The sequence below is a fragment of the Streptomyces sp. NPDC005492 genome (genome assembly GCF_040605995.1).
Taxonomy (GTDB): domain Bacteria; phylum Actinomycetota; class Actinomycetes; order Streptomycetales; family Streptomycetaceae; genus Streptomyces.
Map to the genome: position 1 here is coordinate 56,727 of NZ_JBEXDX010000037.1, position 19,247 is coordinate 75,973.

Genomic DNA, 19,247 nt, shown 5'->3' on the forward strand with positions numbered 1-19,247 from the left:
GCTACACACGCCCGGTCCTTCCGGGGCACCCCTCTGCGTCACGGCGTCCGATGCTGCGCACACTGGCCAGGGTGAGGATTCCGAGGCCGGCCAGGGTGGCGAGGGCGCCGATCAGCTCTGCGGTCGGGGGCATGGAACCTCCAGGAGGCTGCGGGGGGCGGGGTTTTGTCATATAGACACGGACCCGGGGGTCGCGACGGAATCCGCAACCCCACTCGTCCTGATTGCACTCCTGTTTTCACTCGTGAGGCAGATGAGAGAGGGGGTCCCCCCGCTCGAGCGAAGCCGAGAGTGGGGGGAAGTAGAGGATCGCCAGTTCGAAGGCCTACGATCCTCTGTTGTGTCCAAACTGACCGACGTGCCCAAGCGCATCCTCATCGGGCGTGCACTGCGCAGCGACCGGTTGGGCGAAACGCTCCTGCCGAAGCGCATCGCACTTCCCGTCTTCGCTTCCGACCCGCTGTCCTCTGTGGCCTACGCGCCCGGCGAGGTGCTGCTGGTCCTCTCCATCGCGGGCGTGTCGGCGTACCACTTCAGCCCCTGGATCGCGGTCGCGGTCGTGGTGCTGATGTTCACCGTGGTCGCCTCCTACCGGCAGAACGTCCACGCCTACCCGAGCGGTGGCGGCGACTACGAGGTCGCCACCACCAACCTCGGCCCCAAGGCCGGCCTCACCGTCGCCAGCGCCCTCCTCGTCGACTACGTGCTCACCGTCGCCGTCTCGATCGCCTCCGGCATCGAGAACCTCGGCTCCGCGGTCCCGTTCGTGGTTGAGCACAAGGTGCTCTGCGCGATCGCCGTCGTGGTGCTGCTCACCCTGATGAACCTGCGCGGGGTGAAGGAGTCGGGCAAGCTCTTCGCCATTCCGACGTACGTGTTCGTCGGCGGCGTCTTCGTCATGATCGCGTGGGGCGCCTTCCGCGGACTCGTGCTCGGCGACGCCATGCGCGCGCCGACCGCCGACTACCACATCAAGGCCGAGCACCAGGGCCTCGCGGGCTTCGCGCTCGTCTTCCTGCTGCTGCGCGCCTTCTCCTCCGGCTGCGCCGCGCTCACCGGTGTCGAGGCGATCTCCAACGGCGTCCCGGCCTTCCGCAAGCCCAAGTCGAAGAACGCGGCGACCACCCTCGCGGCGATGGGTCTGCTGGCCGTCACCATGTTCTGCGGGATCATCGCCCTCGCCATGACGACCAAGGTCCGCATGGCCGAGAACCCGGCCACCGACCTGCTCCACAACGGCGTCGCGATCGGCTCCGGCTATGTCCAGAACCCGGTGATCTCGCAGGTCGCCGAGGCCGTGTTCGGCAAGGGCAGCTTCCTGTTCGTGGTGCTGGCCGCGTCCACCGCGCTGGTCCTGTTCCTCGCGGCGAACACGGCGTACAACGGCTTCCCCCTCCTCGGCTCGATCCTCGCCCAGGACCGCTACCTCCCGCGCCAACTGCACACCCGCGGCGACCGCCTGGCCTTCTCCAACGGCATCGTGCTGCTGGCCGGCACCGCCACCCTGCTGATCGCGATCTACGGCGCCGACTCGACCCGGCTGATCCAGCTCTACATCGTCGGCGTGTTCGTGTCGTTCACGCTCAGCCAGACCGGCATGGTCCGGCACTGGAACCGCCACCTGGCCACCGAGAAGGACCAGGCCAAGCGCCGTCACATGGTCCGCTCGCGGGCGATCAACACCTTCGGCGCGTTCTTCACCGGCCTGGTGCTGGTCGTCGTCCTGGTCACGAAGTTCACGCACGGCGCCTGGGTGGCGCTGCTCGGCATGTGCATCTTCTACGCCACGATGACCGCGATCCGTAAGCACTACGACCGGGTTGCCGAGGAGATCGCGGCCCCCGAGGGCCCGAGCGACGACAGCCTCCGTCCGTCCCGCGTCCACTCGGTCGTGCTGATCTCCAAGATCCACCGCCCGGCGCTACGGGCCCTGGCCTACGCCAAGCTGATGCGCTCGGACACCCTGGAGGCGCTCAGCGTCAACGTGGACCCGGCCGAGACCAAGGCGCTGCGCGAGGAGTGGGAGCGGCGCGGGATCGACGTACCGCTGAAGGTGCTCGACTCGCCCTACCGCGAGATCACGCGGCCGATCATCGAGTACGTCAAGGGGCTGCGGAAGGAGTCGCCGCGCGACGCGGTGTCCGTGATCATCCCCGAGTACGTCGTCGGCCACTGGTACGAGCATCTGCTGCACAACCAGAGCGCGCTGCGCCTCAAGGGCCGGCTGCTGTTCACGCCGGGCGTGATGGTGACGTCGGTGCCGTACCAGTTGGAGTCCTCGGAGGCGGCCCGCGACCGGGCCCGCAAGCGGCAGGAGTGGAGTGCGCCGGGTGCGGTGCGGCGCGGTCCCGCGGAGCACCGGCACCGGGAGTCGTCCGACTCCAAGAGCTGAACGCCTTGTGGTGAGCGGCCGGGCAGTGTCCACGTAGACTGGTGGGCTGTTGTCCGGCCGCTCACCCTTTGACGTTGTGGAGTCACCCCGCCATGCAGGCAGAACCGAAGAAAACGCCGGCGGGGTCGCTCGTGGGGCAGGAGTACGAGGTCGAGGTCGGACCCGTCGCCCATGGCGGGCACTGCATCGCCCGTACGGCAGAGGGCCAGGTGCTGTTCGTCCGGCACACGCTGCCCGGTGAGCGGGTCGTCGCGCGCATCACCGACGGCGAGGAGGGCGCGCGGTTCCTGCGCGCCGACGCGGTGACGATCCTGGAGGAGTCCAAGGACCGCGTCGAGGCGCCCTGCCCCTACGCCGGCCCCGGCCGCTGCGGCGGCTGCGACTGGCAGCACGCCAAGCCCGGAGCGCAGCGCCGCCTCAAGGGCGAGGTCATCGCCGAGCAGTTGCAGCGGCTCGCGGGACTCACGCCCGAGGAGGCCGGCTGGGACGGCACGGTCATGCCGGCCGAGGGCGACAAGCTGCCCGCCGGCCAGGTCCCGCAGTGGCGCACGCGCGTGCAGTACGCGGTGGACGTGGACGGCAACGCGGGTCTGCGCCGGCACCGCTCGCACGAGGTCGAGCCCATCGAGCACTGCATGATCGCGGCGCCCGGCGTCAGCGAGCTGGGCATCGAGGAGCGCGACTGGTCCGGCATGGCCTCGGTCGACGCGATCGCGGCGACGGGCTCACAGGACCGCATGGTCATCCTGGAACCGCACCCCGGCGCCCGCCTCCCCCTCGTCGAACTCGACCGCCCGGTTTCGGTCATGCGGGTCGAGGAACACGACGGCGGCATCCACCGCGTCCACGGCCGCGCCTTCGTCCGCGAGCGCGCCGACGGCCGCACGTACCGGGTCGGCAGCGGCGGTTTCTGGCAGGTCCACCCGATGGCCGCCGACACCCTGGTCAAGGCCGTCATGCAGGGCCTGCTCCCGCGCAAGGGCGACATGGCCCTCGACCTGTACTGCGGAGTCGGCCTCTTCGCCGGCGCCCTGGCCGACCGCCTCGGCGACAAAGGCGCGGTCCTCGGTATCGAGTCCGGCAAGCGCGCGGTCGAGGACGCGCGACACAACCTCGCCGGCTTCGACCGCGTCCGCATCGAGCAGGGCAAGGTCGAGAGCGTGCTCCCGCGCACGGGGATCACCGAGGTCGACCTGATCGTCCTGGACCCGCCGCGCTCGGGCGCCGGCAAGAAGACGGTCGAGCATCTGTCGTCGCTGGGGGCGCGGAAGATCGCCTATGTTGCCTGCGATCCGGCCGCGTTGGCTCGGGACTTGGGGTATTTCCGGGATGGGGGGTATCGGGTGCGGACTTTGCGGGCGTTTGATCTGTTTCCGATGACTCATCATGTGGAGTGCGTCGCGATCCTGGAACCCGTTGGAAAGGGCTCTTGACCTGTGGTTTCCGATTTCTTTCGCGGGCTCGACCTGTTTCGCGGGGTGGGAACAGATGAAGGCGGACGACGACGCGTGACCTGTGCATTCGCCTGAGGGGGAGGGCGCGTGGCGGTGGCGGAGCCCGTTTGTTCTTGCGGCGTGACGCACGAATGAAGGGCGTAGAGCGGCGGCCCGCGGCGCATTCGGCGCACCGGCTGCACCGGCTGCACCGGGTGGCCGGGTGGACGGCCACCGGGGTGCCTACGGCGGGTCCCGCGGTTCCGGGCCCGAGGGCGGCGACGTGGCCGACGATCTCGTGGCCGAGCACCATCGGCTCGAGGACGGTGCAGTCACCGACCCGGCCGTGGCGGTAGTAGTGCAAGTCGGATCCGCAGATGCCGCCGAGGGCGACGGCGACCGCGGTCTCACCGGGGTCGGGACTGTCGTACGGCCGCTCCTCGATCCGTAGATCGCCGGCTCCGTGGACGACACACGCGTGCATGGGGCTCCTAGAGGTCGCAGGAAGGGTCGCAGAACGGGGTCAAAGGACGGAGAGCATGCCGCCGTCGACGTGCAGCACCTGCCCGCCCACGAAGTCGGATGCGGGGGAGGCGAGGAAGATCAGCGCGCCGACGAGGTCGCCGACGTCGCCCCAGCGGCCGGCCGGGGTCCGCTTGCGGACCCCGGCGCTGAACTCGTCGTCGGCGACGAGCGCGGAGGTCAGTTCGGTGTCGAAGTAGCCGGGGCCGATTCCGTTGGCCTGGATGCCGAGCGGACCGAGATCGGCGCACATGCCCTTGGTGAGCGTCTTCGGGCCGCCCCTGGTGCTGGAGTAGGGGGCGATGCCCAGCCGGACCGCCTCGCTCTGGAGCGAGCAGATGTTGACGATCTTGCCGTGACCCCGGGGAGCCACGCGCCGCGCGACCTCGCGGCCGACGCGAGCACTCCCGGCGTGTGGGTGACCACGATGCCGCGCTCGGCCGCGGCGGCCCCGAAGCCCATGCTCGCCAGCGCGACGACGTCCAGCGAGGGCCCGGCAGCTTCCATCAGCGCCGCGTCGACGGGGTCGTTGCCCAGAGCCAGGATCGCACCGACGCCCAGCGCCGACTCGGCGAGCTGCGCGGCCGGGGGCTTGCCGCTCCCCGGCCAGGCGATCACGTCCGCCGCCTCCGACAGCCGGGTCGGTTGGGGCCTCCGTCTGGGGGTTTCCCGGAGCAGATGAGCGGCCCGCCCCGCATCGGGTCGGCGCGGAGTAGGCCCGCCGACGAACTCGACCTGCGCCGCAAGCCGGTACCGCATCTGGCCTTCGGCCACGGCAGGCACCAGTGCATCGGCCGGCAACTCGCCCGCATCGAGCTCGGTCTCGCGCAGTCCGCCCTGTTCCGCCGCCTCCCAAACCTGCGGCTCGCGGTCCCCCTTCGACGACATCGAGCACCACACCGACTCGCTGGTGTTCCGGGTCAGGAGCCTTCCCGTCACGTGGTGACGCGCTTCCACGGCGCACCACGTTACGGGACGGCGACGGCGCCGTCCCGCCCGCCGGCCGACGGTTCAGCCCGGGAGGACCGCCGGCGGTGCGCTGGTGTGGCGAACGCGCAGTTCCATGCTGATAACCCTGGGTTCGGTGTCGGCGTGGGAGGCCATCAGCGCCTCCAGGGTCTGGGCTCCTTGACGGCCCAGTTCGTGCCGGGCCAGTGAGGCCGTGGTGAGTCTGCGGGTACCGGGCAGGTCGTCGAGGGAGATGTCGTCGCAGCCGATGACGGACATGTCTTCGGGGACCCGTAGGCCCGACTCCTCCAGCGCGGTCATCGCGCCGAGCGCCACCAGGTCGTTGTACGCGACGACGGCCGTGACCCCGGAATCGCGCACGGCGTCGGCGGCGTCGTACCCGTGCCGTGCCGTGTGGCCGCAGGGGATGACCGTGACGTCGACCCCGAAGGCCGCAGCGGCGTCGAAGGCCCGGATGCGTTCGGCGTTGGCCCAGGACGCCTCGGGGCCGCTCAGATACGCCAGCCGGCGATGCCCGAGCTGGGTGAGGTGACCGCAGACCAGGGTCATCCCGCCGTAGAAGTCGACGGAGACTGAGGGGATGCTCAGCCCGGGGACGATCCGGTTGACCAGCACGAGTGGGTGGCCGCGCAGTGACAGGTCGACGAGCGCGGCGCGGTCCATGCGCGGGGAGCACAGCAGCACACCGTCGCAACAGCGCATCAGGTCCTCGGCGAGTTCGTGCTCACTCGCCGCGTCCTCGTCCGACTCCATCACCATCACGCGCCGCCCGTGCGAGCGGGCGACGGCGGAGACGGACTTGAGGACGTCCGGGAAGTAGGGGTTGGACAGGTCGGGGACGAGCACTCCGATCGCGCCGGCCTCACCGCGGGCCAGGCCCTGGGCGGCGGCGTTGGGCCGGTAACCCAGATCCGCGACCGCGCTCTGCACCCGGCGCACCAGTTCGGGGTCGACCCGGGCCGTGCCGTTGAGGACCCGGGAGACGGTGGACGTGGAGACCCCGGCCGCCGTGCCGACGTCGGTGATCGTCACCCGGCGCTGGCGGGCCGCCTTGCCGGTGGCGGTCCAACTCACGGTGCTCGGTGACTCGGGCATTCCGTCGTGCGGGAGGTCCGGCTCCGTGGCTGTGCTCGGATCGTCCGCCATCTCCGGTACGTTCGACGTTGCCAAAATCCCGCTCCCAGTCGCCGTCGGTCCGCCGCCAGCGTAGTTCGTCGCTCAGCGTGCGGACGATGTGGTTCTCGGTTCGGACCGCAGTCCACGCAGGTAACCCAGGTCCCGGCGGACCGCCGCGAACGGGTCGTCGGTCGGGTAGTGGACGTGCAGGGAGAACGGGCCGGTGTACCCGAGGTCCGTGAGGCCGGGCAGGATCGTGGGCCAGGGGACGACGCCCCCGTCAGCGAGCGGCTGCCAGTCGCAGTTCCAGGATCCCCGCGCCTCGCCCGGTCTCCACACCGCGTTCTTCACGCCCACGCAGCCCACCCGCTCCGGCCCGCCCAGCACATCGAGGGTGAGCCGCCAGTCCTCGCTCCCCTCCTTGGCTTGGTTGCCCGGGTCGGGGTGGACCAGGACATCCGCGCCCGCCAGCAGCCGGACCGCGTGTGCGGCCGAGGGGTGCAGCGTGCCGTGGTGCAGTGCGAGGACGAGCCGTACGCCGTGGCGGGCGGCGAGCTCGGCGAGGCCCGCGAAGTCGCGGCGGGCCCGGTTCAGTTCGGAGGCGTGGTCGAGTCCGGCGTCGTAGCGGTAGAACCCTGCGCGCATCAGCGGCACGCCCGCCTCGGCACAGTGCCCGATGACGCGTTCGGCTTCACCGTCCGCCGAGGTCAGGTCCGTGCTGACGAGGCCGGGGTCAAGTCCGTTGGCACGCAGGGCTCGTACCGTCTTCGCCAGCCGCCGTGACGTGCTCGGCGTGACCGTCTGACCGTCCCTGACCAGCAGATCGGCGCCGTCCGCGCCGGCCTCCGCCAGCCGGGCGGCCAGTTCCCCGGGTGGCAGGGCGCCGAACGGTTTGGTGAGGACGAGGACATGCAAAGCGTGCTCCTCCCGATGGGTTCATTTGTGAAAGCGCTCCCTGAGCCTATCGTCATGCCGTGCCGAAGATCGATCTCCCACATAAACTCCCAGTTCAGAGCCGCTATATCTCAAGTTCTGCCGAGTGGGTCAAAAACTGAGCTTGTGAAAACGCTTGCTCAGATGCCAGGGAATCCCTAACGTCATCCGCGCCTCGGTCCCGAGAGCCGCTCGGGGCGCCACGTCCAAACAGCGGGAGCTGACGATGGGGACAGAACGCAGAGTTGGAGCAGCCCGGATCGGCAGGCTGGCGCTCGCGCCACTGCTGGTGGGGCCCTTGCTCGCGGGATGCGGTGGGAGCTCCGGCTCCTCCGGCACCACCCTGAAGATCTGGGACTACTCGGCGGAGCAGACGGACTTCCACAAGAAGGTCGCTGAGGAGTTCCATCGGCAGCACCCGGACATCACCGTGGAGTGGCAGTCGATCGCCCAGGACGAGTACAAGCGGACACTTCCGCTGGCCTTCCAGAGCCGTCAGGGCCCGGACATCTTCTACTGGAGCGACAACGGTCCGCTGGCCATGTCGCAGTTGCTCGCACAGAAGTGGATCCAGCCGCTGAACGGGGGCTCCGCGCTGCCCGCGAACTTCACCAAGCGATGGCCCGAAGGGTCGTTCGTCGACGGGGTCAACCAACTCGACGGGAAGACGTACGGGTTCCCCCTGTCCGAGAGCACCTACTGGGGCCCCGGCTACATGTTCCTCAACAAGAAGGTCTTCGAGGACGCCGGGCTCGACGCCGCCAAGCCGCCGACGACCTGGTCCGAGCTGAAGAGCACCTGCGCGCGCGTCAAGGCCGAGACCAAGGCGTACTGCATCGCGGCACCTAGCAAGGACACCGACCTCCAGCGCACCTTCTACGCCCTCGCCGCCGGCGAGTACACGATCAACGACTGGTTCTTCGACTACAGGAAGGGGACGTTCTCGCTGGCCGAACCGCAGGCGCAGAAGGTGTTCGGGTTCATCCAGGAGCTCAAGAAGGACGGCTATCTGGCGCCCGGCACCAACGACAAGAACTTCTCCCGGCAGCAGTTCGCCGCGGGGCAGGCCGGCATCACGATGGACGGCACCTGGCTGCCCTCGGTGCTCAAGACCCTCGGCATGGACTCCTCCCAGTACTCCGTCGCCGCGCACCCCGTCCCCGACTCGGGGGCCAAGGGCGCCCTGTGGAGTCAGCCCGACGGCAACAAGTACTGGGTGAGCGCGCAGACCAAGCAGTCAAAGGCCGCCTGGACCTTCCTCGACTGGATGACCCAGCCCGACGGCTACTTCGCCAAGCAGTACCTGCAGAGCGGCTTCGGGACGCTGGCGTTCGCTGACAACGCCCGCTACATCAAGGACCCGGCGATGCAGCAGATCATGCAGATCGCCGACCGGCCCGGCTACCGGGTCGATCTGCCGCTCCCGGTCACCAAGTGCCCCGACCTGGTGAAGTCCACCGCCTACGTCAAGGCCATCGGAGAGCGGCCCACCTGGGAGTACGAGGCGATGTCCGGCGCCCTGAGCGGCGGCAAGTCGCTGCAGCCGGAGGCCGAACGGCTGGTCGCGCAACGTCAGAAGACCCTCAAGACCCAGCTCGAGAAGGAAGCGGCCCAGGGCCTGAAGGTCTCCCTCGACTGCTTCACCTTCCCCGACTGGTCGTACACCTCCGACTACCGCCCGGCCGACTAGCCCTCCCGCCCTGAACGACGGACATCGGCCAGGACCGCAAAAAAAGGACCTCACATGGCGATTGCCCCCACCAGCCCGCGTCCGCCAGATGCAGCCCCGACCACCGCGCCCCGCCCGAGCAGGACGCCGCGCCGACCCGGGCGGTCGAGCCCGCCCGAAGAGAACCGAGAGCGTGCCAAGGGACTCGACCGGCTGTGGGTGGCGGCCTTCCTGTTGCCCTTTCTCGTCCTCTATCTCGGCTTCACCCTCTGGCCGCTGGCCGCGACGGTCTACTACTCGTTCTTCGACTGGTCGGGCATCGGACCGCTCGAGAACTACGTCGGCGGCGACAACTACAGCCGCATCCTCGGCGATCCGCTCTTCTGGCAGGCCGTCGTCAACACCTTGCTGTTCGCCCTCGGTACGACCCTGATCAAGCTGCCACTGTCGCTGCTCGCCGCGCTGGTGATGACGAGGAAGTGGCTGCGGGGGAAGAAGGCGCTGCGGACGGTGTTCTTCGCGCCGCTGATCATCCCCGTCGCCATGGCCGGGCTGATCTTCACCTATCTGCTCAATCCCTCCAACGGCGCGCTCAATTCGGCGCTGCACGGACTCGGTCTGACCGACGGCACGCCCGACGTCTTCGCCGACCGCTGGACCGCGATGCTGGCGCTGATCCTCATCTCCGTCTGGCAGGTATTCGGGCAGTACATGATCTACTGGATGGCTGCTCTGCAGAACGTGCCCGAAGAGCTCTACGAAGCCGCGGAACTCGACGGCGCCAATGAATGGCAGAAGCTCACCCGGATCACGCTTCCGATGATCCGTCCCGTCGCCGTGGTCATCGTGATGCTCGCTCTGGTCAACGCGATGCACGTCTTCGGACTCGTCGTCACGCTCACCGGCGGCGGTCCGGGCACGAGCACCTACGTGGTCTCGTACTTCATCTACAAGCAGGCATTCGGTTCGATGCCTTTCGCGTACGGATACGCGTCGGCGGCCGCGCTGCTGTTCTCCGTCATGGCGTTCCTCCTCGTGACCAGTCAGGGCCTCTTCGTGCGCCGGGCGCAGAAGCTGCGGAAGGAGTACGGAGTCTGATGGCGCGTCTGTCACGGCCCGCGCGAGCCAACCTCATCGCGCTGCCCCTGCTGATCGTGGTGGGTCTGATCTGGGTCTATCCGTTCCTGTGGGTCGTCGCGGGGGCGTTCAAGACGCAGACGGGACTCTTCACCGGGGGCGCCGGCCTCATGCCCGACCAGTGGAACTTCGACAACTTCCGCCGGGCGTGGGTGGACGCCGGATTCTCCAAGTTCTTCTTCAACACGGTGCTGTACGCGGTCGCATCCACCGTCATCGAACTGTTCAAGTCCGCCCTGTGCGGATACATTCTGGCCCGCTACGAATTCCCGGGACGAAAGACGCTGCACCGCCTGATCGTGGCCACCTTGTTCGTCCCGGTGGCCTCCATCATCATTCCGCAGTTCGTCCTGGTGGACAGTCTCGGCCTGCTGAACACCCGCGCCGGGGTCGTGCTGGCCATGTCCGGCGCTGCGGGCGCCCTCTATGTGCTGCTTTTCATCGGGTTCTTCTCCGGAGTGCCGAAGGACCTGTTCGACGCGGCCAAGCTCGACGGTGCCGGATTCCTGCGCACGTTCCGGTTGGTCCTTCCGCTGGCAAAGCCCGTCATCGCGGTGGTCGTCATCTTCCAGTTCATCAGCAACTGGAACGAGTTCAACATCCCCTTGGTCTTCACACTCGGCCAGCCGGATCTGCAGAACCTGGCGGTCGGAATGCTGTCGTTCAAGGGGGAGCACTCCGTCGACTGGACGGGATTCGCTGCCGGAATGACCCTGTCCGTCATTCCCATGCTGATCGTCTTCATCTTCTTCCAGAACTACTTCGTGCGCGGTCTGGCCGGCGCCACCAAGGAGTGAACCCCGTGACAACCGAGCCGTCCAGCTCCGCCGACCTCAGCGGCACCTTCGCCTACACCTGGGACCTGGTGGGCGACCCGGCCGCGGCCGAACGCATGGCCTCGCTCGGCGTGGAAGCGGTGGTCCTGCAGGCCGCCTACCACTCGGTGCGCGCCATGACGCCCTTCCACCCGGCGCACCGCACGGTCCACGCCACGCACGCCGCCGCATACTTCCCGCTCGACCCGCGCGACTGGCGCGGCTCGCGCCTGAGACCGGCCACACCGAACTGGGCCGTGGACGCCGCGGACCGGTTCGGCACGGCCGCCACGGCCCTGCGTAGCCGAGGACTCCGCGTCGAAGCGTGGCTGGTGCTCACCCACAGCACGGCGATGGGGGAGCGGGCACCCGACCTGACGGTGCGCAACGCCTTCGACCAGCGATACACGTACGCCCTCTGCCCCGCCAAGCCCGAAGTGACAGCGTACGCGACCCAGTTGGTCCGCTCCTTCTGCGCACGGTACGACGCCGTCGAGGTGCCGGCGCTGATGCTCGAAGCCTGCGGATGGCTGGGCTTCGAGCACGGCAGCCACCACGAGAAGACGGCGGGCGCCGACCTCAGCGAGGGCTGCCGCACCCTGCTGTCGATCTGCCTGTGCACTGCCTGCCGCAAGGGAATCGAGGCCGCCGGAGCAGACGCCGACGGTGTCGCGCAGGCGGTGCGCCGCACCGTGGACGCCGAGCTGCGCAACGGCGTACGCGCACCCGGCACGCTCGGTGAGTCGCTCGGTGAGCGGGCGGCGGAAGCCGTACTGCGGCATCGCCAGTCGGTGATCGAGGACCTGACACGGCAGGTGGCGGCGGTGGCGCCCGGCCGGGAACTGCTCCTGATGGCGGACGGCGACCCGCAGGTCACCGGCCCGGACAGCGGGCTCGACCTGGCCCGCTTCGGCGGCCGGGCCACAGCCGTCGTCATCAAGTGCTGGGACGACGTGCACCGGTCCGTGGCCCGCGTCGAGGCAGCGGTCAGGGACAGCGCACGGCCGGTGATCGCCAATGTGTCCGTGCTGGAAGAGCGGCCCGCCGAACTCGCCGGCCGGGTGGCACGGCTGCTGGCCGCCGGGGCGCGGCAGATCCGCTACTACCACGCGGGCCTGGCCTCCCCGGCCCGACTGAGAGCCCTGCGCACGGCCAACGCGCGAACAGGCACCCGGACAACGGAGGGAGCAGCATGACGGACGAGCGGCTCACCGGACTGTACGTAATGGACCCGGCGCTCTTCGACGACGTGTACGGGCCGGACGAACGCGCCGACATCGAACGCCACTTGACGATCGAGCGGCCCCCGCTCTCCGCGACGGACCTGTCCGCGGGCGTGCTGGCCGACGTCGATGTGCTCGTCACCGGCTGGGGCGCACCCCGGCTCACCGCCGAACTGCTGGACAGCGCACCGCGGCTGGCTCTCGTGCTGTACGCCGCCGGATCGGTGCGGCCGCTGGTGACCGAGGAGTCCTGGGCGCGCGGGGTGCGGGTCACCTCCGGCGGAGCGGTGATCGCCGACAAGGTCGCGGACTTCACGCTCGCCCAGATCCTGTACGCGCTCAAGCACGGCTGGCGCTACGTCCTGACCGCGCGCCGTACGGCCGCGGCGGTGCCCCGCCGCAGCGAACTCGGCACCGCGGGCGCCACCGTCGGGCTCGTCTCACTCGGCGCCACCGGGCGGGCCACTGCACGTCTGCTCGCCCGGCACGGTGTCCGCGTGGTGGCTCACGACCCGTACGTGTCCGACGCCGACGCCCGTGTGCTGGGCGTCGAACCGACCACGCTGGAGGGCGTGTTCACCCAGAGCGACGTGGTGAGTCTGCACGCCCCGCTGCTGGACGAGACCCGCGGCATGGTCGACGCCGAGCTGCTGCGGTCCATGCGCCCGGACGCCACGCTCGTCAACACCGCGCGCGGCGGCCTCGTGGACGAGCCTGCGCTGGTCACCGTACTCGGAGAGCGGCCCGACCTGTTCGCCGTGCTCGACGTCACCGACCCCGAACCGCCCCACCCCGGCTCACCGCTGTTCACGCTGGACAACGTGGTGGTGACGCCGCATCTGGCCGGCAGCCTCGGTCCGGAACGGCGCCTGCTGGGCGCGGCCATGGCCGAGGAACTGGCCCGGTACGTCGCCAAGCGCCCGCTGCGGCACGAGGTGGCCGCCGTGTCGATGGAGCATGCCGCATGACCACAATCCCGTACACCCTCGTCATGGTCCCGCCCCTGCCGGCGGAGACCCACTCCTGGCCCGAACGGCTCGGCCTGGCCGTGCCGGGGATCAAGGTGCTCTGTCCCGAAACCCCCGAGGACGTACGCGCCGCGCTGGTCGACGCCGACGCCGCGTACGGCACGCTCACGCCCGAACTCCTCGACGTGGCACAACAGTTGTGCTGGCTGCAGGCTCCCCAGGCCGGTCCGCCCCCCGGCTTCTACCACCCCGCGCTCGTACGTCATCCGGTCGAGGTGACGAACATGCGGGACACCTACACCGACCATGTCGCCGCGCACACCATGGCGTTGGTCCTGGCCCTCGCCAGGCAACTGCCCCGCTACGTACGCGAGCAGACGGCTGCCACCTGGGCGCCGGACTGGTCGGACGGGGCGGTCGTGCCGCTCGCCGAGGCGCGTGCGCTCATCGTCGGTACGGGTGCGATCGGTGCCGAGACGGGACGACTGCTCGCCGCGTTCGGCACCCAGGTGGAGGGCATCGACGCCCGCGTCATCGCTGCGCCGCCCGGCTTTGTACGGGTACTGCCGCCGGACGCCCTCGATCGCGCACTGCCCCTTGCGGACATCGTGATCCTCACCGTGCCCCACACCCCCCACACGGAGGGGCTGATGGACGCGCGCCGGCTGGCGGCGATGAAGGACGGGGCCTGCCTGGTCAACGTGGGCCGCGGTCCGACCGTACGTCTCGACGACGTGGTCGCGGCCCTGGACACGGGACGTCTGCGGGGCGCTGCCCTCGACGTCCTGGAGCGGGAGCCGCTGCCGCCGGAGCACCCTCTCTGGCGCCATCCCAGAGCGCTGATCACCCCGCACGTGGCCGGGGTGGGACCGCATGCGGCGGAGCGACGGTTCGAGGTGCTCGCGGAGAACGCGCAACGGTTCGCCGACGGACGGCCGTTGATCAACGTGGTGGACAAGTCGCTATGGTTCTGACGACCCCGGAAGCCGACTTCCGCGCCGCCGTGACCGTCGAGCGCGTGGAGACCTTCACGGTGGCCCTGCCGACGCTGCGGGACTTCGCGGTCGCGGGAGGCGGCGTCACCACCCGGGGCCGGCCCGCCGTCCGCGTACTCGTCAAGGTCACGGCGTCGGACGGGAGCACCGGGTGGGGCGAGGCGACACCGATCCCGTCCTGGACGTACGAGACCACCGAGTCCGTCGTGTCCACCCTGACCTACTACCTGGCGCCGGCCGCGACCGGTCTGCCGCTGTGGGACCTCGACGGGCTCGTGCTGGCCTGCGACCGCGCCATCCGGCGTGGCTGGTCCACCGGAATGCCGCTGGCCCGGGCCGCCCTGGACGTCGCCTGGCACGACGCCCTGGCGCGTTCGCGAGGGGTGAGCCTCGGCGAGCTGTGGGGGAGGCGTCGCCACGACACGGTCGAACTCTGCTGGATCGTCACGGGACTTGACGAGGCTGCCGTCAGGGACTCCGTCGCGGAGGGACAGGCCGACGGCTATCGGCACTTCAAGGTGAAGACAGGACTCACACCCGGTCAGGACGAGGCCGCGGAAGTCGCCCGTGTGGCGGCCGTACGGGAGGCCGCCCCCGACGCCCGGCTGATCGTCGACGCCAACCAGGCCGGCACCCAGGACTCCGCGCTCCGTCTCGCCCGCAGCCTCGCACCGCTCGACATCGCCGCGCTCGAACAACCACTGCCCGCGAACGACATCGACGGACTGCGCCGGTTGCGCGATCTCAGCCCCGTCCCCATCGCCGTGGACGAGAGCCTGCGGCACCCCACGGATCTGGCCTCGTTCGTCCGGATGGGCGCCATCGGCATCGCCGTCGCGAAGGTGCAGCGCTGCGCCGGGCTCACCCTGGCCCTGCGCCAGTGCCAGCTGGCCGAGGACTGCGGCGTGGCCCTGATGGGGTCGGGGCTGACCGAGTCCGACATCGGCCTCGCCGCTTCGCTGCACCTGTTCGCGGCCCACGACCTCATCGCACCCGCCGACCTCAACGGCCGGCAGTTCCTGATCAGCCCCTACGCCACGGGCCCTGTCATCCAGGTCCGCGCAGGGGTGGCCGAGGTGCCGTCAGGCCCGGGCCTCGGTATCGGCATCGACGAAGGGATCGTACGAGAGCTGGATCTGTCATGACCTGGACCGTCATGACCTTTCCCGGACTGTCATGACCTTGACATGAAGACGTGTCGTCACACGAAGGAGCCGCTCATGAAGAGTCGATCGACAACGCGCCGGTCTCACCGCCGCGCTCTCTGCCTGCTCGCAGCACCCGCACTCGCGGTCAGCGTCCTGGCCGCGGTACCCAGCGAGTCGGCGAACGCCGCCGCCTGCCCCGCGCCGGCCGCGGCCATCGGCCTGAGCAAGGCCTGGAAGCTGCAGCTGCCCATCCCCAACAGCACCGGCTCACCCCAGGAGATCTTCCAGCCCGCTCTGGCGACCTATGCCAAGGCGCCCTGGTTCACGACCAACGCGAGCTGCAACGCGATCCTGCTCCGAGCCGCCGTCAACGGAGCCACCACCAGCAACTCCGGCTACCCGCGGTCCGAGCTGCGGGAGATGAACGCGGACGGGACGGCGACCAGGAGCTGGCCGTCCACATCGGGCACCCACACCATGGTCGTCGACCAGGCGATCACTCACCTCCCCAAGACCAAGCCGCACGTGATGGCCGGGCAGATACACGACTCCGACAGCGACGTCACGTCGTTCCGTCTGGAGGGGACCAGCCTGTACATCACCTCGTACAACACCACCCACTACAAGCTGGTGACCTCCAACTACAAGCTCGGGACCCGCTTCCAGGGGAAGTTCGTGGCCCACGACGGAAAGGTCGACGTCTACTACAACGGTGCCCTCAAGGCCACCGTGGCCGCCGCGTTCGACAGCGGCTACTTCAAGGCGGGTGACTACACCCAGGCGAACTGCAACAACTCCTCGCCGTGCGACTCCTCGAACTACGGCGAGGTCGCCCTGTACGGAGTGAAAGTGACGCACAGCTGAGGTGAAGGGGCCGCCCTTCCTGCGGAGGGCGGCCTCGTGCCTTCGCTCCCAGTTTCACCTGGCTGATCGGAGTTGACCAATGAAGGCCCCGGACACCGCCGTCCTCGACGGCACCCGGCTGCAGCAGGCGAGGGTCCGCCTGGAGCAAGGCGACCCGCAACTGCGGCGAGCCGCCGAGGCGTTGACGGCCCGCGCCGACCGGTGGCTGGACCAGGGCCCCTGGACAGTCGTCGACAAGCCCAGGCCCGCACCCGGCGGCGACGTCCACGACTACCTGAGCCAGGCCCCCTACTGGTGGCCCACCGAGGCTCCGACGGCCGACAACCCCTGGGGCTGCCCGTACGTCCAACGGGACGGACAGCGCAACCCCGAGGTCGACTCCGGAACCGACCGCCAGAACCTCGAGAAGGTCTTCGACTCGACGTACGACCTGTCCCTGGCCTGGTACTACACGGGCAAGCAGGTGTACGCCGAGAAGGCGGCCCTGGTCCTGCGCACCTGGTTCCTCGACCCGGCCACGCGGATGAACCCGCACCTGAACCACGCCCAGTTCATCCCCGGCAAGTACGACGGACGCGCCATCGGCGTCATCGACTTCTCGCAGTCGTACACCAGCGTCGTCGACGCCGTCGCGATCCTCGACACGGGCGCGCCCGGCTGGACGAGGGCCGACCGGACGGTGATGTCCCGGTGGAACTCCGACTTCCTCGACTGGCTGAGGAACAGCGACTTCGGCAAGGAGGAGGAGACGGCGGCCAACAACCACGGCACCTTCCACGACATGCAGCTCGCCGCCCTCGCGTACGCGACCGGCGACAAGGACCTGGCCCGACGGACCGTGCTCGACGCACGCGTCAAGCGCATCGACCCACAGATCGCGGCGGACGGCAGCCAGCCGCAGGAGCTGACCCGGACCAGGAGTTGGCACTACTCGACATTCGACCTGGTCGCCCACACCCGGCTCGCGGCGATCGGGGAGCGCGTCGACGTGAACCTGTGGGACTACCGGGGACCGGACGGGCAGAGCCTGTTCAAGGCCGTGGACTACCTGCTCCCGGCCGCGACCGGAACCGCCGCCTGGCCGCACCCGGAGATGGAGTTCCTCCGGTACGCGGCGACCGGCGTCGTCCACGCCGCGGCCGACGCGGGAGACGAACGGGCACAGCAGGCCGTCCCCCTCCTGGAGGCACCGCCCGGCGGTGACCTGTGGGCGCTACGCCCGGCGGCCGAGCAGCTGGACTCCATAGCGGCCCGGCCGGCACCCGCGGGCGGGACGCGCCGGCCGTTCGGGCTCAGCTCGCGGCGAAGCGGTTGAGCACCTCCGACGCTGCGCGATGCGGTTGATGAGGATCTGATCGCAGTCACACCGTGTCGGCGCATCGAACTTCCGCCGGAGGCCGTCAAGCCTCCTCAGTGGTTCACGCAGGCGCATGCGCAGGCGCAGGCCGGTGACTGGCTTCGCTCGCGTCTCTTTGGCCCCTTGATTCCGCCGCGCTCCGAGAGATGGAGACGGCAACCAGCACAGTCCCAGCGGCACGGTCTGCCACGGCGCAGCCTGCGCTCCTGGCATGATCGGGATCCGGGCGCATCTGACGCACGGCTGTGGCAGTGACGCACGTTTGACGCACGAGGCTCTTCAGGGGGCCTGAATTCCGCCCTCAATAACGTCTCTGATCTGCATATTTCCCGGGACTTGGGTAACCTGCACACCTTCCCGATGACTCATCATGTGGAGTGCGTGGCGATCCTTGAGCCGGTGGCCAAGAGCTCCTGAGCTCGGGCTCAGACCGCCCCCGGCGAGCGCAGCACCTCCACGATCCGCGCGACGACGGCTTCCGCGGCTCCTTGGCCGTAGCGGGAGTTCATCGCGCCGTAGGTGATCCGGTCGTAGGCATCGGTGTCCGCCATGTACTTGGCGGCGCCGTTGACCATGGTGACGACGCAGGTGTCGGGGAACGGTGAGGCGTCCTTCAGGGCCCTGCCCGTGCGGGCGTTGAGTTCGGCCTGGACGCCGGCGAGGACGGTCTCGCCGATCCGGGCCAGCACGAACGGGGCCTCGGTCGTGCCGTCCGGGGTGAAGGCGTACCGCGTGCTCGGGCGCAGGGCGTGCAGGCCGGCGGGGGGTACCTGGGCGGGGACCGTCACCCGGTCGTGGAGGACGCGCAGGGGGGCGGTCGGGACCGTGGTGCGGATCAGGTCGGCGACCCGGACGGCCTCGTCCGCGAGCCGCTCGCCGAGCAGCTCCGCCAACAGGTGGCCGACCTCCTGGGCATCGGTCCGCCGTGGCGTTCCGCTGTCGTCGACCGTGGTGCGTACGGCGGTGAGGTACGGCGCCTGGTCGCCCGCCGCGCCGACCAGGAACAGCGCCACCGTGCCGTCCCCGTACCGCTCCTCGATCCGGCCGCTGGCCGCGCCCGCCAGGTCGGCGGTGACCTGGCGGCCGCCCTCGCGAGTCGTCGAGCCGTTCATCACGGACGGCTGCACCGCGTAGTTGACGAGTACGGCGACGGGGCGGCCGTCGATGCCGTCGATCCGTACGACCCCCACACCGTCGTCGGTCGGTCCGGCGTCGTCGGCGCCGAGCCACCAGCCGTGCGGGGTGGCCACATCGCGCTGGACCGCGATACGGCAGGAGCCGCGGCCGAAGCCGGTGCGTGCGGGGCGCAGGGTCCGGCAGGCCTCGGCGGTGGCCCGCGCCACCGCGGCGTCCATGGCGTGGGCCAGCCGGGCCTGGCGATCCCGTTCGGCCTGCGGAGCACGCTCGGGCGGCACCACGTGCGGCGCCGAGAAGGTGTGGCTCGCCACCACCAGACAGTCGAGCGGATCCACCACGCCGACCCGGTGGACGATCTCCCTGGTCCGGGCGAGCTGTTCGTCGGAGACCGAGGTCTGGTCGAGCACGGTCAGCGCGAGCCGGGTCCGGCCGTCGTCCAGGACGAGTACCCGGACGTACAGCGGATCGTGGACCGAAGTGAACCCGTCCAGCGGGAACAGGGAGTCGGGCAGGCGGACGGCGGCCTTGCCGGCGCCTGCGGTGAAGGCGGCTTCGGCCGGGGACACGGC

At 69.8% G+C, this 19,247-nt stretch carries 15 protein-coding genes and 4 pseudogenes; 12 read left to right on the forward strand and 7 right to left on the reverse strand.

Annotated features, from left to right (window positions below):
• Window position 1 precedes the first annotated feature (1 nt).
• Window positions 2-133 (reverse strand): hypothetical protein, encoded by a 132-nt coding sequence (locus ABZT04_RS34910; RefSeq protein WP_356061508.1) that lies wholly within the window; start codon window positions 131-133, stop codon window positions 2-4.
• A 207-nt stretch (window positions 134-340) separates the two neighbouring features.
• On the opposite strand from ABZT04_RS34910, the gene ABZT04_RS34915 reads away from it, so the two are divergent.
• Entirely contained in the window at window positions 341-2,392 is a 2,052-nt protein-coding gene (locus tag ABZT04_RS34915; protein WP_356061428.1) for an APC family permease, read from the forward strand.
• A 92-nt stretch (window positions 2,393-2,484) separates the two neighbouring features.
• Window positions 2,485-3,825: a class I SAM-dependent RNA methyltransferase gene (locus ABZT04_RS34920; RefSeq protein WP_356061430.1), complete on the forward strand. Its 1,341-nt coding sequence runs from the start codon at window positions 2,485-2,487 to the stop codon at window positions 3,823-3,825.
• A 184-nt stretch (window positions 3,826-4,009) separates the two neighbouring features.
• On the opposite strand, the pseudogene ABZT04_RS34925 reads toward ABZT04_RS34920, so the two are convergent.
• From ABZT04_RS34925 to ABZT04_RS34935, 3 pseudogenes are all read right to left on the reverse strand, one after another.
• A pseudogene (locus ABZT04_RS34925) lies at window positions 4,010-4,309 on the reverse strand (alcohol dehydrogenase catalytic domain-containing protein); the annotation flags it as partial.
• Between the two features lie 39 nt (window positions 4,310-4,348).
• Window positions 4,349-4,744 (reverse strand): annotated as a pseudogene (locus tag ABZT04_RS34930) (SDR family oxidoreductase); the annotation flags it as partial.
• A gap of 53 nt (window positions 4,745-4,797) precedes the next feature.
• Window positions 4,798-4,965: pseudogene (locus ABZT04_RS34935) on the reverse strand (D-glycerate dehydrogenase); the annotation flags it as partial.
• Window positions 4,966-5,025: 60 nt separating this feature from the next.
• Here ABZT04_RS34935 and ABZT04_RS34940 point away from each other — a divergent pair.
• Window positions 5,026-5,136 (forward strand): annotated as a pseudogene (locus ABZT04_RS34940) (hypothetical protein); the annotation flags it as partial.
• A 222-nt stretch (window positions 5,137-5,358) separates the two neighbouring features.
• Here ABZT04_RS34940 and ABZT04_RS34945 read toward each other — a convergent pair.
• Entirely contained in the window at window positions 5,359-6,462 is a 1,104-nt protein-coding gene (locus tag ABZT04_RS34945; RefSeq protein WP_356061432.1) for a LacI family DNA-binding transcriptional regulator, read from the reverse strand.
• A gap of 72 nt (window positions 6,463-6,534) precedes the next feature.
• Window positions 6,535-7,347 (reverse strand): sugar phosphate isomerase/epimerase, encoded by an 813-nt coding sequence (locus ABZT04_RS34950; RefSeq protein WP_356061434.1) that lies wholly within the window; start codon window positions 7,345-7,347, stop codon window positions 6,535-6,537.
• A 244-nt stretch (window positions 7,348-7,591) separates the two neighbouring features.
• Between ABZT04_RS34950 and ABZT04_RS34955 the strand changes: the two genes are divergently transcribed.
• From ABZT04_RS34955 to ABZT04_RS34995, 9 genes are all read left to right on the forward strand, one after another.
• Complete coding sequence (locus ABZT04_RS34955; protein WP_356061436.1) at window positions 7,592-9,055, forward strand: extracellular solute-binding protein; 1,464 nt, start codon at window positions 7,592-7,594, stop codon at window positions 9,053-9,055.
• 54 nt (window positions 9,056-9,109) lie between these two features.
• Window positions 9,110-10,132, forward strand: a complete 1,023-nt coding sequence (locus ABZT04_RS34960; RefSeq protein WP_063760089.1) for a sugar ABC transporter permease — start codon at window positions 9,110-9,112, stop codon at window positions 10,130-10,132.
• Entirely contained in the window at window positions 10,132-10,968 is an 837-nt protein-coding gene (locus ABZT04_RS34965; RefSeq protein ID WP_356061439.1) for a carbohydrate ABC transporter permease, read from the forward strand. The genes ABZT04_RS34960 and ABZT04_RS34965 overlap by 1 nt, the downstream gene beginning before the upstream one ends.
• A gap of 5 nt (window positions 10,969-10,973) precedes the next feature.
• Window positions 10,974-12,182, forward strand: coding sequence for a hypothetical protein (locus tag ABZT04_RS34970; RefSeq protein WP_356061441.1), 1,209 nt, complete (start codon window positions 10,974-10,976; stop codon window positions 12,180-12,182).
• Window positions 12,179-13,177, forward strand: coding sequence for a hydroxyacid dehydrogenase (locus ABZT04_RS34975; protein ID WP_356061443.1), 999 nt, complete (start codon window positions 12,179-12,181; stop codon window positions 13,175-13,177). Before ABZT04_RS34970 ends, ABZT04_RS34975 begins: the two co-directional genes overlap by 4 nt.
• Window positions 13,174-14,151 carry a D-2-hydroxyacid dehydrogenase gene (locus tag ABZT04_RS34980; RefSeq protein ID WP_356061445.1) on the forward strand — a complete coding sequence of 326 codons (978 nt, stop codon included), beginning with the start codon at window positions 13,174-13,176 and terminating at the stop codon, window positions 14,149-14,151. The genes ABZT04_RS34975 and ABZT04_RS34980 overlap by 4 nt, the downstream gene beginning before the upstream one ends.
• Entirely contained in the window at window positions 14,142-15,317 is a 1,176-nt protein-coding gene (locus ABZT04_RS34985; protein ID WP_356061447.1) for an enolase C-terminal domain-like protein, read from the forward strand. The genes ABZT04_RS34980 and ABZT04_RS34985 overlap by 10 nt, the downstream gene beginning before the upstream one ends.
• A gap of 75 nt (window positions 15,318-15,392) precedes the next feature.
• The gene (locus tag ABZT04_RS34990) at window positions 15,393-16,184 is read left to right on the forward strand and encodes a polysaccharide lyase family 7 protein (RefSeq protein WP_356061449.1); all 792 of its coding nucleotides are present in this window, start codon (window positions 15,393-15,395) and stop codon (window positions 16,182-16,184) included.
• Window positions 16,185-16,263: 79 nt separating this feature from the next.
• Window positions 16,264-17,499: an alginate lyase family protein gene (locus ABZT04_RS34995; RefSeq protein ID WP_356061452.1), complete on the forward strand. Its 1,236-nt coding sequence runs from the start codon at window positions 16,264-16,266 to the stop codon at window positions 17,497-17,499.
• Window positions 17,500-17,966: 467 nt separating this feature from the next.
• Here the strand turns inward: ABZT04_RS34995 and ABZT04_RS35000 are convergent, their stop codons facing one another.
• Complete coding sequence (locus tag ABZT04_RS35000; RefSeq protein WP_356061455.1) at window positions 17,967-19,244, reverse strand: hypothetical protein; 1,278 nt, start codon at window positions 19,242-19,244, stop codon at window positions 17,967-17,969.
• Window positions 19,245-19,247: the final 3 nt, after the last annotated feature.

Bases quoted from the DNA above. Each gene is read 5' to 3' on its own strand.
- ABZT04_RS34980 (WP_356061445.1), top strand. From the start codon at position 13,174: ATGACCACAATCCCGTACACCCTCGTCATGGTCCCGCCCCTGCCGGCG.
- ABZT04_RS34975 (WP_356061443.1), top strand. From the start codon at position 12,179: ATGACGGACGAGCGGCTCACCGGACTGTACGTAATGGACCCGGCGCTC.
- ABZT04_RS34960 (WP_063760089.1), top strand. From the start codon at position 9,110: ATGGCGATTGCCCCCACCAGCCCGCGTCCGCCAGATGCAGCCCCGACC.
- ABZT04_RS34955 (WP_356061436.1), top strand. From the start codon at position 7,592: ATGGGGACAGAACGCAGAGTTGGAGCAGCCCGGATCGGCAGGCTGGCG.
- ABZT04_RS34990 (WP_356061449.1), top strand. From the start codon at position 15,393: ATGAAGAGTCGATCGACAACGCGCCGGTCTCACCGCCGCGCTCTCTGC.
- ABZT04_RS34985 (WP_356061447.1), top strand. From the start codon at position 14,142: ATGGTTCTGACGACCCCGGAAGCCGACTTCCGCGCCGCCGTGACCGTC.
- ABZT04_RS34910 (WP_356061508.1), bottom strand. From the start codon at position 133: ATGCCCCCGACCGCAGAGCTGATCGGCGCCCTCGCCACCCTGGCCGGC.
- ABZT04_RS34945 (WP_356061432.1), bottom strand. From the start codon at position 6,462: ATGGCGGACGATCCGAGCACAGCCACGGAGCCGGACCTCCCGCACGAC.
- ABZT04_RS34920 (WP_356061430.1), top strand. From the start codon at position 2,485: ATGCAGGCAGAACCGAAGAAAACGCCGGCGGGGTCGCTCGTGGGGCAG.
- ABZT04_RS34965 (WP_356061439.1), top strand. From the start codon at position 10,132: ATGGCGCGTCTGTCACGGCCCGCGCGAGCCAACCTCATCGCGCTGCCC.
- ABZT04_RS34995 (WP_356061452.1), top strand. From the start codon at position 16,264: ATGAAGGCCCCGGACACCGCCGTCCTCGACGGCACCCGGCTGCAGCAG.